This is a genomic window from Streptomyces sp. NPDC044063, assembly GCF_056434285.1.
In genome coordinates this window covers 20,793-33,976 of sequence record NZ_JBWKFM010000005.1, presented here as the reverse complement: position 1 = coordinate 33,976, position 13,184 = coordinate 20,793, and the positions used below count along the sequence as shown (strand labels likewise).

The 13,184-nt window shown below is 74.1% G+C and carries 10 protein-coding genes; 2 read left to right on the top strand and 8 right to left on the bottom strand.

Annotated features, from left to right (window positions below; genetic code table 11):
* The first annotated feature begins 5 nt into the window (after positions 1-5).
* Entirely contained in the window at positions 6-686 is a 681-nt protein-coding gene (locus tag AC07BS_RS08410) for an HAD family hydrolase (protein ID WP_478647699.1), read from the top strand.
* A 9-nt stretch (positions 687-695) separates the two neighbouring features.
* Here the strand turns inward: AC07BS_RS08410 and AC07BS_RS08405 are convergent, their stop codons facing one another.
* From AC07BS_RS08405 to AC07BS_RS08370, 8 genes are all read right to left on the bottom strand, one after another.
* Positions 696-1,259 carry a glycoside hydrolase family 25 protein gene (locus tag AC07BS_RS08405; RefSeq protein ID WP_478931035.1) on the bottom strand — a complete coding sequence of 188 codons (564 nt, stop codon included), beginning with the start codon at positions 1,257-1,259 and terminating at the stop codon, positions 696-698.
* A gap of 83 nt (positions 1,260-1,342) precedes the next feature.
* Positions 1,343-2,206, bottom strand: a complete 864-nt coding sequence (locus AC07BS_RS08400) for an ATP-grasp domain-containing protein (protein ID WP_478931033.1) — start codon at positions 2,204-2,206, stop codon at positions 1,343-1,345.
* The gene (locus AC07BS_RS08395; protein ID WP_478647577.1) at positions 2,203-3,093 is read right to left on the bottom strand and encodes an ATP-grasp domain-containing protein; all 891 of its coding nucleotides are present in this window, start codon (positions 3,091-3,093) and stop codon (positions 2,203-2,205) included. Before AC07BS_RS08395 ends, AC07BS_RS08400 begins: the two co-directional genes overlap by 4 nt.
* Positions 3,094-3,205: 112 nt before the next feature.
* Entirely contained in the window at positions 3,206-4,195 is a 990-nt protein-coding gene (gene meaB / locus AC07BS_RS08390; RefSeq protein ID WP_478647578.1) for a methylmalonyl Co-A mutase-associated GTPase MeaB, read from the bottom strand.
* A gap of 18 nt (positions 4,196-4,213) precedes the next feature.
* Positions 4,214-6,415 (bottom strand): methylmalonyl-CoA mutase, encoded by a 2,202-nt coding sequence (scpA, locus tag AC07BS_RS08385; RefSeq protein ID WP_478647580.1) that lies wholly within the window; start codon positions 6,413-6,415, stop codon positions 4,214-4,216.
* Positions 6,415-8,295: a methylmalonyl-CoA mutase family protein gene (locus AC07BS_RS08380; protein ID WP_478931030.1), complete on the bottom strand. Its 1,881-nt coding sequence runs from the start codon at positions 8,293-8,295 to the stop codon at positions 6,415-6,417. Before AC07BS_RS08380 ends, scpA begins: the two co-directional genes overlap by 1 nt.
* A 103-nt stretch (positions 8,296-8,398) precedes the next feature.
* Positions 8,399-9,427, bottom strand: coding sequence for a CinY protein (locus AC07BS_RS08375; RefSeq protein ID WP_478931028.1), 1,029 nt, complete (start codon positions 9,425-9,427; stop codon positions 8,399-8,401).
* 97 nt (positions 9,428-9,524) lie between these two features.
* On the bottom strand, positions 9,525-11,660 hold the full coding sequence (locus AC07BS_RS08370; RefSeq protein WP_478647586.1) for a SpoIIE family protein phosphatase: 2,136 nt from the start codon (positions 11,658-11,660) through the stop codon (positions 9,525-9,527).
* Positions 11,661-11,751: 91 nt separating this feature from the next.
* Between AC07BS_RS08370 and AC07BS_RS08365 the strand changes: the two genes are divergently transcribed.
* Entirely contained in the window at positions 11,752-13,182 is a 1,431-nt protein-coding gene (locus AC07BS_RS08365; protein WP_478931026.1) for a lipase maturation factor family protein, read from the top strand.
* Positions 13,183-13,184: the final 2 nt, after the last annotated feature.

Genomic DNA, 13,184 nt, shown 5'->3' with positions numbered 1-13,184 from the left:
AGGGGATCCAGGGGGTCCTCTTCGACTTCTCCGGGACGCTCTTCCGCGTCGAGCCGGCCACCGACTGGCTGCGCACCGTCCTCGACCGGGCGGGTGTCACGGCGGACGACGCCGAGGTCCACCGGCTGGCCGCCCTGCTGGAGGAGGCCGGCGCGCAGCCCGGCGGCACGGACCCGCGCCGGATACCGGAGCACCTGGCCGGAGCCTGGGAGCGCCGCGACCTGGGTGCCGGGCCGCACCGGGACGCCTATCTGGGGCTCGCCCGCACGGTGCCGCTGCCCGCCGCGGGGCTCCACGAGGCGCTCTACGCCCGGCACATGGAGCCCGCCGCCTGGCGCCCGTACGCCGACGCCGCCGAGGTGCTCGGCACGCTGCGGCGGCGTGGCGTGCGGACGGCCGTGGTGAGCAACATCGGCTGGGACCTCCGGCCGGTGTTCCGCGCGCACGGGCTGGACGACCTGGTGGACGCCTATGTGCTGTCGTACGAGCACGGCGTGGTGAAGCCGGACCCGCGGCTGTTCCGTACGGCCTGCGACGCGCTGGGGCTGGCGCCCGGCGACGTCCTCATGGTCGGGGACAACGCCCGCGCGGACGGCGGTGCCGCCGCGATCGGGTGCGCCGTGCGTCTCGTCGAGCATCTGCCGGTCGGGGAACGGCCGGCGGGGCTGCGGCCCGTGCTGGGCTGAGCCCTGCCCTCAGTCGCCCTCCCGCACGGCACCGGCCCAGCGCCGGAGTGCCGCGCGGTCGGTGAAGCGGGCCACGTTGCGGTCCAGGCCCCCGGACCAGCTGTACTGGTGGAAGGTCCAGGGGTGCTGGACGGCCGGCTGGCCGGGGGCGTGGTCGGGGTCGGCGATCCACAGGCCGTCACCGGCGTCGCTCGTGGTGTCCCGGTTGAACCAGTAGTCGCGGTTGCAGTACAGGACGACCTTGTGGCCGGGCGCGCTGTCGCGCACGAAGCGCAGCCAGCGGTCCTTGTCGCGGCCCCAGACGTCGGGGTGTTCCCAGTCGAGGGCGAGGACGTCGCCCGCGCGTAAGGCGATCTTCCCGAGGAAGTAGTCGCCCTGCGCCGACATGGAGCCGGGGGTGACGTAGTGGTAGTAGCCGACGACCAGGCCCGCGCGGCGGGCCCGGTCGCGCTGGACGACCCATTTGGGGTTGGTGTACGAGGTTCCCTCCGTCACCTTGACGAAGACGAAGTCGAATCCCTCGACGGGGTAGCTCTCGCTGTTGTGGCTGCTGACATCGATGCCGTGAAGCATGCCGGTCACCTCCGGTACCGCGGACGAACGACGGAGCGTGGGCAGTATCGGCCCGGACCGGCCCGACAGCGAGAGCCTTGGCCTCAGATTTTCGGCGCGGTCGCCGCGGGCGGCCAGGGGACCTCCGGTACGCGCGGCCGCCGGGTCCCCGCCGCGGCGCTCAGGGCGAGGCCGGCCAGGGCCTCGGGGGCGCCCGCCTGCCCCCGGATGCCGGGGAAGGCGTTGATGTCGACGATGACGGGGGCGCCGCCGCCCGCGTCCAGGAGGTCGACGCCGTAGACGTCCAGCGCGAAGACCTCGCCCACCCGCCGCACCACGTCCAGCCACTCCCCCGGCAGGTCGCCGAGCCCGATGGTGCGGGTGCGCTTGTCCGTGCCGCCGGCGGCCAGTTCCGACCGGCGGAGGCCGGCGAAGACCTCGTCGCCCACCACCCACATCTTGTGGTCCCAGCCGTTGTTGGGGGTGAAGGGCTGGATGACCACCGGCTCGTCGGGCCAGGCCGCGGCCAGCCGGCGCAGGCGCGCGGCGTCGTCGACGCGGGCGACCAGGTCGTGGCGGCGGCTGTGGCGGCTCTTGACCACCACGGGCCAGACGGGCTCCGCCTCCGGCCCGGTCGGGCACAGTGAGGGCTCGGTGCGGGTGGGGACGAACGGCAGGCCGGCGCGCAGGGCGACGTCCGCCATGGCGGTGCGGTCCTGGCACAGCTCGGTGGCGGCGGCCGAGTTCAGCACGGGCGCGCCGTGCTCCTCCAGGTGGCGGGCCAGGGCCAGGGCGCGCGGGGTGCGCGTCTTGAGCAGGTAGACGTCGGCGAGGCCGCCCGGGGCGGGGAAGCCGGCCGACCGGCCCGGATCCAGCCATTCCACATCGTGCCGGGCCTCCGTCAGCAGCGTCGTGGCGCCGGCCAGGAGGGGGTGCTCGGGGTCGGGTGTCAGCAGGCAGATCCTCATGCGGGGCCGCCCGCGGCCGGCGCGGCGGCGGCCGGGGCCCGCCGTGGGGCGGGCACCGGGGACGTCCGGCCGGCACCGGCGAGGCGCAGGACGGCGCGGGCCACCCGGGCCACCGCGTCGGGCACCTGCCGGAAGCTCGGGAAGTCGTTGACGTCGACGACCACGGGCCCGTCCGGGCCGAGGACGACGTCGACCCCGTACAGGTCGAGGCCGTAGACCGCGCCGACCTCGGCGGCGATGGCGGCGATCTCGGGCGTCAGCGGGACGTGCCGCTCACGGGCCGGGTGGTCGGGGTGGAGCGGGCTGCGCCGCTCGGTGGCGTAGAGGTCCCCGTCGACGCAGTAGACCTTGAGGTCGACGCCCGCGTTGGGGACGTACGGCTGGGCGATGAGCATGCCGCCGCGGGCGGCGTCGTCCGCGCCGGGTCCGGGCAGGGCCAGCCGTTCGGGGTCCGGGACGAGCCGCACGGCGCGCCCCGAGCTGCCGTCGGCGGGCTTGACCACCAGCGGGTAGGCGCTCGCGGGGAGCTCCGCGAACTCCTCGGCCCGCATCGCGGCCCAGGTGGGCGGCACGGGAAGGCCGCGGGACTCGGCGATCACCGCGGCCTGCGCCTTGTCCCGGACGCCGCGTATCGCGCGGGCGTCGTTGACGGTGGTCAGGCCGACGGCCGCCGCGCTCTCCAGCAGGGCCAGCCCCGGACCGCCCGACACCGTCTTGAGGACCCAGGCGTCGTGCCGGCCGGCCCGGACCGTCTCGGAGAGCCGCAGCAGCGAACCGCCGGGGCGCAGCACGTCCACCCGGTGCCCCCAGGCGGTGAGTTGGCGGATCACGTCCACCGGCATGCCGTCGTACCGGTACTGCTCCTCCACCAGGAAGCAGAGTCTCATGTGCTGCATCATCCTCGATATCCCGGACATCCGCCGATCCGCCCCGGGCGGAACCTGACGGCTCAGGATGTCATGGCGCGCGGCCGGCCCGTACCGCGCCGCCGCCCTGGGGTCACGGGGGCGACCGGAAGGCGTCCAGCAGCCGCTCGGCGGCCAGGCTCGCCGTCAGGGTCCCCTCGCGCACCTCCTGTTCCAGCCCGGGTCCCAGCCGGCGGACACCGGGGTGGGCGTGGAGCTCGCCCAGGAGCTGGTCGCGGACCATGCTCCAGACCCACTCCACCTGCTGCTCACGACGCCGGGCGGCCAGGTCGCCGGTGGCGTCCAGCACCCTCCGGTGCTGCTCGATCCGCTCCCACAGGACGTCCAGCCCGGTGCTCTCACGGGCGCTGCACGTCAGGACGGGGGGGTTCCAGGCGGCGTCGGGGGACCTCAGCAGACGCAGGGCACCCGCCAGTTCGCGGGCGGCGGCCTTCGCGTCCCTTTCGTGCGGTCCGTCCGCCTTGTTCACCGCGACGAGGTCGGCCAGTTCCAGCACGCCCTTCTTGATGCCCTGGAGCTGGTCGCCGGTGCGGGCGAGGGTGAGCAGCAGGAAGGTGTCGACCATGCCGGCGACGGCCGTCTCGGACTGGCCGACGCCGACGGTCTCCACCAGCACCACGTCGTAGCCGGCCGCCTCCATCACCACGATGGTCTCGCGGGTGGCCTTGGCCACCCCGCCGAGGGTGCCGGCGGTGGGCGACGGCCGGACGAACGCGGCCGGGTCGACGGCGAGCCGCTCCATGCGGGTCTTGTCGCCGAGGATGCTGCCGCCGGTACGGCTGGAGGACGGGTCGACCGCGAGCACGGCGACCCGGTGGCCGAGCCCGGTGAGCATCGTGCCGAAGGCGTCGATGAAGGTGGACTTGCCGACGCCGGGCACGCCGGTGACGCCGATGCGCCGGGCCGCTCCCGCGTGCGGCAGCAGCTCGGTCAGCATCCGCTGCGCGAGCGCCCGGTGGTCGGCGCGCCGCGACTCCACCAGCGTGATGGCGCGGGCGACGGCGGCCCGGTTGCCGTCCAGCACGCCCTTGACGTAGGCGTCGAGGTCAATGGCCTTGCGCACGGGGGAGGCCATGGGCGCTCACAGCTCGTGGCCGAGGACCCCGGCCAGGGTCGTCAGCAGGTCGTGGGCGGCGTCCGGGATGACCGTGCCCGGCGGGAAGACCGCGGCGGCGCCCATCTCCAGGAGCGTGGGCACGTCCTGCGGCGGGATCACCCCGCCGACGACGATCATGATGTCCTCGCGGCCCTGTTCCCGGAGCTGCTCGCGCAGCGCGGGGACGAGCGTGAGGTGACCCGCCGCCAGCGACGAGACGCCCACGATGTGCACGTCCGCCTCGACCGCCTGCCGGGCGACCTCGGCCGGGGTCTGGAAGAGCGGGCCGACGTCGACGTCGAAGCCGAGGTCGGCGAAGGCCGTGGCGATCACCTTCTGGCCGCGGTCGTGGCCGTCCTGGCCCATCTTGGCCACCAGGATGCGCGGCCGCCGGCCGTCCTCCCGCTCGAACGCCTCGACCAGCGCGCGGGTGCGCTCCACCCCCGACGACATCCCTGCCTCCTCCCGGTACACACCGGAGATCGTACGGATCTGGCCGGCGTGCCGCCCGTAGACCTTCTCCAGGGCGTCGGAGATCTCGCCCACGGTGGCCTTGGCGCGGGCCGCGTCCACGGCCAGCGCCAGGAGGTTGCCCTCCAGACCGGTGCCGGGGCCGGCCTCGGCGGCCCGGGTGAGGGCGTCCAGCGCGGCCCGGCAGGCCGTCTCGTCGCGCTCGGCGCGCAGCCGGCGGAGCTTCTCGATCTGCTGGGCGCGCACGGAGGAGTTGTCGACCTTGAGGACCTCGATCTGCTCGTCGCTGTCGACCCGGTACTTGTTGACGCCGATCACCGGCTGGCGGCCGGAGTCGATACGGGCCTGGGTGCGGGCCGCGGCCTCCTCGACGCGCAGCTTGGGGATGCCCGCGTCGATGGCCCGGGCCATGCCGCCGGCCGCCTCGACCTCCTGGATGTGCTGCCAGGCGCGGCGGGCGAGGTCGTGGGTGAGCCGCTCGACGTAGGCGCTGCCGCCCCACGGGTCGATGACCCGGCAGGTCCCCGACTCCTGCTGGATCAGCAGCTGGGTGTTGCGGGCGATGCGCGCCGAGAAGTCGGTGGGCAGGGCCAGCGCCTCGTCGAGGGCGTTGGTGTGCAGCGACTGGGTGTGGCCCTGGGTGGCGGCCATGGCCTCGACGCAGGTCCGCGCGACGTTGTTGAAGACGTCCTGGGCGGTCAGCGACCAGCCGGAGGTCTGCGAATGGGTGCGCAGCGACAGCGACTTGGTGTTCTTCGGGTCGAACTGCTTCACCAGGCGGGCCCACAGCAGCCGGGCGGCGCGGAGCTTGGCGACCTCCATGAAGAAGTTCATGCCGATCGCCCAGAAGAAGGACAGGCGGGGCGCGAAGGCGTCCACGTCGAGTCCGGCGCCGAGCCCGGCCCGCAGGTACTCCACGCCGTCGGCGAGGGTGTAGGCGAGCTCCAGGTCGGCGGTGGCCCCGGCCTCCTGGATGTGGTAGCCGGAGATGGAGATGGAGTTGTAGCGGGGCATCTTCCGCGAGGTGTACGCGAAGATGTCCGAGATGATCCGCATCGAGGGCCCGGGCGGATAGATGTAGGTGTTGCGGACCATGAACTCCTTGAGGATGTCGTTCTGGATGGTCCCGGCCAGCTTCTCGGGCGGTACGCCCTGCTCCTCGGCGGCGACGATGTAGAGCGCCAGCACGGGCAGCACCGCGCCGTTCATCGTCATGGAGACGGTCATCCTGTCGAGCGGGATGCCGTCGAAGAGCTGCCGCATGTCGTAGATCGAGTCGATGGCGACGCCCGCCATGCCGACGTCGCCGGTGACGCGCGGGTGGTCGCTGTCGTAGCCGCGGTGGGTGGGCAGGTCGAAGGCGACGGACAGGCCCTTCTGACCGGCCGCCAGGTTGCGGCGGTAGAAGGCGTTGGACTCCTCGGCCGTGGAGAACCCGGCGTACTGCCGGATGGTCCAGGGCTGGTTGACGTACATCGTCGGGTACGGGCCGCGGAGGTACGGCGCGATGCCCGGGTAGGTGCCGAGGAAGTCCAGGCCCTGGAGGTCCTCCGCGGTGTAGAGCGGCTTGACGCCGATGCCCTCCGGGGTCTCCCACAGGAGGTCCTCGACGCTCCTGCCGGTGCTCTCCTTCAGCGCCGCGCGCCAGGCCGCCGCGTCGTCGGGGGCGGCGGCCGCGGGCCCCAGGTCGATGCCGGAGAAGTCGGGGATCGACATCACGCCACTCCCATCTGGTCGAGGACGGAGGAGAGGACGGCGACCGCGTCGCCGCCGGCGAAGACGAACTCGTCGACCCCCGCCCGGAGCCAGGCCTCCCGCTGCTCGCCCCTGGGCTTGCCGGCGAGGAGGACGGTGGTGGCCCCCGCGGCCTTGAGCGCCGCGGCCACGGCCTCGGCCCGCTCGGCGTAGAGGGCGTCACTGGAGCACAGGCAGACGATCGTGGCGCCCTCGGCCGTGAGGGTGCCGGCGGCGTCCTCGGCCGTGACCGGGCGGGTCACGGGCTCGATGCCGCCCGCCTGGAAGAGGTTGGCGGCGAAGGTGACCCGGCCGGTGTGGGCGGCGGCGGGGCCGAGGGCCGCGAGGAGGACGCGCGGCCGGGCGCCGGTGGCGGCGAGGTGGGCGTCCGAGCGGGCGCGCAGGGCCTCGTACGCCTCGTCGCGGCGGACCCTCGGCAGCCCGCCGGAGGGCGCGGCGGGGGCGGGCTCGCGCTCGACGGGCTTCTCGTCCAGGTGCGGGAACTCGCTGACGCCGGTGATCGGGTGGCGCCGCTTGGCGATCCTGTCGCCGTACGCCTCCCAGGTGTCGGCGAGGGCCTTGGCCAGGTGCCCCTCGCGCAGGGCCGCCGCCTGGCCGCCCGTGCGCTCGATCCACTGGAAGAAGCTCCAGCCGGCGTGGGCCAGCTCGTCCGTCAGCCGCTCCACGTACCAGGAGCCGCCGGCCGGGTCGATCACCCGGGCCAGGTGCGACTCCTCGATCAGGATCGAGGAGGTGTTGCGGGCGATACGGCGGGCGAACGCGTCCGGCAGGCCGAGCGCCTCGTCGAAGGGCAGGACGGTCACGGCGTCCGCGCCGCCGACGCCGGCGCCCAGGCAGGCGATGGTGGTGCGGAGCATGTTCACCCACGGGTCGCGCCGGGTCATCATCACCGAGGAGGTGACGGCGTGCTGACGCTGGGCGCGGGCCTCGGGCGCGGCACCGCTGACCTCGGCGACCCGGGCCCACAGCCGGCGCGCGGCGCGCAGCTTGGCGATGGTCAGGAACTGGTCGGCGGTGGCGGAATAGCGGAACTCCAGCTGGGAGCAGGCCTCGTCGACGGTGAGCCCGGCGGTGGTGAGCGTACGGAGGTAGGCGACGCCGGTGGCCAGCGAGGCGCCCAGCTCCTGGGCGGCCGAGCCGCCGGCCTCGTGGTACGGCAGCGCGTCGACGGTCAGGGCGCGGAGGCCGGGGTGGTCGCGAAGGCAGCGGGCGGCGAGCCCCGCGGCGGCGGCCAGGGCCCCGGCGGGGTCGGTGTCGCCGCCGGTACGGGCGAGGGTGCCCAGCGGGTCGGCGCCGAGGTTGCCGTGGGCGGCGCCGCGCGGCAGGCCGCGCTCGTCGTGGAGGGCCAGCAGACGCCGGGCGGCGGTCTCGAACTCGGCGCCCGCGTCGAGGACGACGGGGGCCAGGTCGAGGTAGACGCCGTCGAGGGCCTCGGGGAGGGCGTCGACCGGCAGTCCGGCCGAACCGACCGTGAGCCACAGGGAGGTGACGCCGTTTTCGAGATCGGCGAGGACGGCCTCGTTGGCGCGGCGCGGGTCGGGGTCACCGTGGTGCTGGCGCACGTCCCAGCCCGTGAGGGCGTTCCCGGCCGCGGTGCCACCGCGGACGAAGGGCGCGAAGCCGGGCGGGCCGGGCAGGGCGCCCGCGTCGTCCGCGGTGTACAGCGGACGGATGGTCACCCCCTCCAGGAGGGTGGTGGCCAGCGCATCCTCGGCCGCCGGCCCCTCGGCCGCGGTCCCCGCCTTGCTCAGCACGCCCTCGACGAGGCGCTGCCACTGCTCGCGGGTCGCGTCCGGGAACTCTGCGGCCAGCCGAAAGCCGTCGTCGGGCAGAACCGTCATGGGGGAAGGCTAGGCGAGCGGGCACGCCCCCAGCAGGGGCAACGGCTGTGACCTTGGCCTCTTCCCGGTCCTGCCCGTGGCCGGGGGGTGAACGGGCCCCGGCTCAGCGCCCGGGCGCGCAGTCGCGGGCGGGGTCGTCGTGGGTGATGACGCAACCGATGGTCGCGGCACGGTCCTTGCCGTACCGCTGGCCGAGGGCGGCGCGGAAGTCGGCCCACTGGCGGCGGGTGTCGGCGACGGCTCCCCGGACGGCCCGGTCGAAGTTGCCGGCCACCTTGCCGCGCGGGGTGCCGGGGCCGGTGCCGGCGCCGGTGACCGGGTCGATCAGGCCGTTGTCCTTGTTGAGCGCGGAGTGCTGGACGCGCTTCGAGCAGCCGAGGGGGACGAGCGAGAAGCAGCCGGTGGTCAGGTCGCGGGGGACGGCGCTCGCCGCGGGCGGCGTTCCGGTGGACAGGGCGAGCAGCGGGGAGGGCGCGGGCAGGCCGAGTCCGGGCGGGTTGTCCTTGCCGGTGGGACCGGAGGCGGCCGCGTCGGTCCAGTTGCTGTGCGAGTAGAAGTCCTGGACGCCGTGGAGGGCGCGGCCCAGCCCCTCGATGGCCTCGCACTTGTTGCGGCCGGGAACCCCGAGGCTGAAGGTGCAGTCCTTGCCGAGGTCGGTCTCGCGCGCGTCGGGGGTGCCGTCGGCCTTCAGGGTCGCGCCGGCCGCGTCGACCCCCTCCGCGAAGCGGCCGCTGAGCTTGGCGACGCAGGCCAGCAGCTGCCGGGTGGCCTCCTCGCGGCTGTGGGCGTAGCCGGGCGCCGCGAGGAAGTCGGCGTTGTCGCAGTGCGCCTCGGGGCGCAGGATCTCGTCGGTGTCCGGTGCGCCGACCGCTCCGAAGGTGCCCTGGTGGCCGGCTATCTGGTCCAGGGAGCGGGGTTCGAAGCAGCTGCCGTCGGAGCGGGTGCCGGGGGCGCAGGCGAGGGCGGCACGGGTGATCCGCTCGTGTTCGGCGTGCTGGCCGAGGCTGTTGACGGTGCCGAAGGCGCGGGCGGGTCCGGCCCCGGCGGTGAGCAGGAGCGTGGGGGCCAGGGCTGCGACGGTCAGGAGCAGCGGGGCGCGGCGCGGGGCGCGGGTTCTGCTGGGGATCGGCATGGCGGGTGGGGGCCTTTCCGACGGTTCGTCAGGGTGAGGCGCCAGTGCACCCGAAATCACCGCCCGGCGCAATCCCGCGCGATCTTCCCGGTGGCCTTCAGGCCGGGCCCCGGCCGCCGGGCGCGGGGGCCGGCCGGTCGCCGTCGCCGTTGCCGGAGACGGCCGGGTGGTGCCGGTCGGGCACGACGAACTCGCACCAGACGGACTTGCCCGTGCCGCGCGGCTCTACGCCCCACACGTCGGTCAGCTCCTCGACCAGGAGCAACCCCCGGCCCGAGACGCCGGCCTCGCCGGGCTCCCGGCGGCGCGGGAGGCTGCTGGACTTGTCCTCGACCTCGACACGGACCCGGCGTTCGGGGCCGGGCATCATCCGGATCGTCACCACGGCCGCCCCGTCGGTGTGCAGCAGGGCGTTGGTGACCAGTTCGTCGGCGACCAGTTCGATCTCGTCGGAACGCTCCCGGGCGCCCCAGGCCCGTACCGCCGCGCGGATCATGTGCCGGCCGGCCGAGAGGGCCTCGGGGTCGGCGGGGGCGATGTGCTGCTGGAGCCGGCCGCCGCCGCGGACGGCCGGTCCGTGCCGGCGGAGCAGCAGGACGGCCATGTCGTCCTCGCCGGCCCGCTCGCCGATCATGTTGCACAGCAGGTCGGCCAGCTTCTGGAGGTCGTACGGTCCCTCGCGGACGGCGTCGGCGAGCTGCTGCACACCCTCGTCGAGGTCGGCGCCGGGCTCCTCGACCAGGCCGTCGGTGAACATCATCAGGGTCTCCCCCGGGTCCAGCTCGACGGTCGTCACGGGATAGGCGGTGCGGCCGAACTCGGCGGACAGTCCCAGCGGGAGACCGCCGGAGACGGGCAGCCGCCGGACGGTGCCGTCGGTGTGCCGCAGCAGCGGGTCGATGTGGCCGGCGCGGACCAGCTGCACGACGCCGGTGGCGAGGTCGGCCTCGGCGTAGGTGCAGGTGGCGAAGCGGTCGGTGTCCAGTTCGTGGAGGAACGACGAGGCGCGGGCCATGACCGTGGCGGGGGCGTGGCCCTCGGTGGCGTACGCCCGCAGGACGATGCGCAGCTGGCCCATGACGGCGGCGGCGTGGGTGTCGTGGCCCTGGACGTCGCCGATGACGGCGCCGACCCGGCCGCCGGGCAGCGGGATGGCGTCGTACCAGTCGCCGCCGATGTCCCGGCCCATCCGGGCCGAGCGGTAGCGCACGGCGATCTGGGCGCCGGGGATGTCGGGGATGCGGCGCGGGAGCATGGCCTGCTGGAGGCCCTCGGCGATGTCGTGCTCCTGGTCGAAGAGCATGGCGCGGGCGATGCTCTGGGCGAGGCTGCTGCTGAGCGCGATGAACAGGTTGCGCTCCTGCTGGGTGAAGCCGCGCGTCTCCCGGTAGAGCAGGCCCAGCGCGCCGATGGGGCGGGCCTGGGCGACCAGGGGGAGGTAGGCGGCGGAGGAGATGCCGATGTCCTTGATGCGCTCCCACAGCCAGGGGTAGCAGGCGGCGAATTCCTCGCGGGACTCGATGAAGCGCGGGTTGAGGGTGCGGATGACGTCGCTCATGGGGAAGTTGTCGTCGATCCGGGTGTAGCGGGTACCGGGGATGAAGTGCTCGGAGGGCCCCTCGGCGACGAGGTGGATCCGGCCGGCGTCGACGAGGCCGAGGACGAGCAGGTCGGAGCCGAGGTGCTCGACGGCCTGGGCGTCCTTGAAGAAGTCGATGACGTCCTGGACGGTGCGGGCGTGGGCGAGGGCGGCGGTGATGGTCTCCACGACGGTCGTCTGGTGGTGGCGCTCCAGGTCCCGCTCGCGCGGCCCGGTCCGGCCGAGCTCCTCGCCGGCGTCCCGGACGAGGCCCACGATGCGCTGGGGTCTGCCGTGCTCGTCGCGCCGGATGAGGCCCTGGGTGTACGTCCAGCGCAGGGTGCCGTCGTCGGCGCGCACCCGGTAGTAGACGCCGTAGCTCTCGCTGCCCTCCTTCAGGGCGCGGGAGACCTCGGCGTCGAGCCGGCTGGAGTCGGGGCGGGGCAGCCGACCGGTGAGGTCGGTGATCCGGCCGTGGAACTCCTCGGGCGGCATCCCGAGGACGTCGAGGGCCACCGGGTCCAGGTGGAGCCGTCCGCTCACGAGGTCCCAGTCGAAGGTGCCCGTGCGGTGGAGGGCGTGGATGAGCTCCGGGCGAGCGGGCCAGTCGTCCGGCGGCGCTGGGGCGGCGGGCGGCGCTCCCCGATCAACCATAGAGCCACTCTGCCACCTTTTGCCGGTTTCTTCGATGTGACCGATTCGATGTGACCGAGCGGACCGGCGCCCCCGGTGGTACGGATACGGCATGGAGTGGTTCACGGCATCCGGCTACGGGCTGAGCCGGCTGGTCCTGACGCGGGCGCTCGCCGTCGTCTACCTGGTGGCCTTCCTCTCGGCCGCCTCGCAGTTCCGCGCGCTCATCGGCGCGCGGGGCATGCTGCCGGTGCCCGCCTTCGTCGCGTACGTCCCCGCGCGGCGCTCGCCCAGCGTCTTCCACCTCCACTACTCCGACCGGTTCTTCGCGGCCTGGGCGTGGGGCGGGGCGCTGCTGTCGGCCGCGGTGGTGGCGGGCGCGGCGGACGCGGTGCCGCTGTGGGCGTCGATGCTGATGTGGCTGGCGCTGTGGGTGCTGTACCTGTCGATCGTCAACGTGGGCCAGACGTGGTACGCCTTCGGCTGGGAGTCGCTGTTGCTGGAGGCCGGCTTCCTGGCGGTCTTCCTGGGCAACGCCCGGACGGATCCGCCCGTGGTCGTCCTCTTCCTGATGCGCTGGCTGGTCTTCCGCGTGGAGTTCGGGGCCGGGCTGATCAAGCTGCGCGGCGACCCCTGCTGGCGGGATCTGACGTGCCTGTACTACCACCACGAGACCCAGCCCATGCCGGGCCCGCTGAGCTGGTTCTTCCACCGGCTGCCCCGGCCGCTGCACCGCGTCGAGACGGCCGCCAACCACGTCGCCCAGCTGGTGGTGCCGTTCGGGCTCTTCGCCCCGCAGCCGGTGGCGAGCGTCGCCGCCGGCGTGATCATCTGCACCCAGCTGTGGCTGGTCGCCTCCGGCAATTTCTCCTGGCTCAACTGGGTGACGATCGTCCTGGCCTTCGCCGCCGTCGACGGGCGGGCGATGGCGGACCTCTTCTCCGTCACGCCCCCGGCGCCGGCCGGCCCGGCACCTACCTGGTTCGAGGCGGTGGTCCTCGCGGCGGCCGCGCTGGTGGTGGTGCTCAGCTGGTGGCCGGTGCGCAACATGATCTCCCGGCAGCAGCGGATGAACATGTCCTTCAACGTCTTCCACCTGGTCAACACCTACGGCGCCTTCGGCAGCATCAGCCGCAGCCGGCACGAGGTGGTGGTGGAGGGCACCGACGAGGAGACGGTGACCCCCGAGACGGTGTGGAAGGAGTACGGCTTCAAGGGCAAACCGGGCGACCCCCGCCGGCTGCCCCGCCAGTTCGCGCCCTACCACCTGCGGCTGGACTGGCTGATGTGGTTCGCGGGACTCTCCCCGGGCTACGCGCGCGACTGGTTCGGCCCCTTCGTCGAACGGCTGCTGACCGGGGACCCGGCGACGCTGCGCCTGCTGCGGCACAACCCCTTCCCCGCCGCGCCGCCCACCCACGTCCGCGCCCGGCTCTACCTCTACCGCTTCACGACCTGGCGGGAGCTGCGGGAGACCGGCGCCTGGTGGCACCGCACCCTGGAGCGCGAGTACCTCCCGCCGACCCGGCTGGCCACGCGCTGATC

What these genes read in the sequence shown, in the direction of transcription:
- AC07BS_RS08405 (WP_478931035.1), bottom strand. Translation starts at nt 1,259, where the DNA reads ATGCTTCACGGCATCGATGTCAGCAGCCACAACAGCGAGAGCTACCCC.
- AC07BS_RS08400 (WP_478931033.1), bottom strand. Translation starts at nt 2,206, where the DNA reads ATGAGGATCTGCCTGCTGACACCCGACCCCGAGCACCCCCTCCTGGCC.
- AC07BS_RS08395 (WP_478647577.1), bottom strand. Translation starts at nt 3,093, where the DNA reads ATGAGACTCTGCTTCCTGGTGGAGGAGCAGTACCGGTACGACGGCATG.
- scpA (WP_478647580.1), bottom strand. Translation starts at nt 6,415, where the DNA reads ATGTCGATCCCCGACTTCTCCGGCATCGACCTGGGGCCCGCGGCCGCC.
- AC07BS_RS08380 (WP_478931030.1), bottom strand. Translation starts at nt 8,295, where the DNA reads ATGACGGTTCTGCCCGACGACGGCTTTCGGCTGGCCGCAGAGTTCCCG.
- AC07BS_RS08375 (WP_478931028.1), bottom strand. Translation starts at nt 9,427, where the DNA reads ATGCCGATCCCCAGCAGAACCCGCGCCCCGCGCCGCGCCCCGCTGCTC.
- AC07BS_RS08370 (WP_478647586.1), bottom strand. Translation starts at nt 11,660, where the DNA reads ATGGTTGATCGGGGAGCGCCGCCCGCCGCCCCAGCGCCGCCGGACGAC.
- AC07BS_RS08365 (WP_478931026.1), top strand. Translation starts at nt 11,752, where the DNA reads ATGGAGTGGTTCACGGCATCCGGCTACGGGCTGAGCCGGCTGGTCCTG.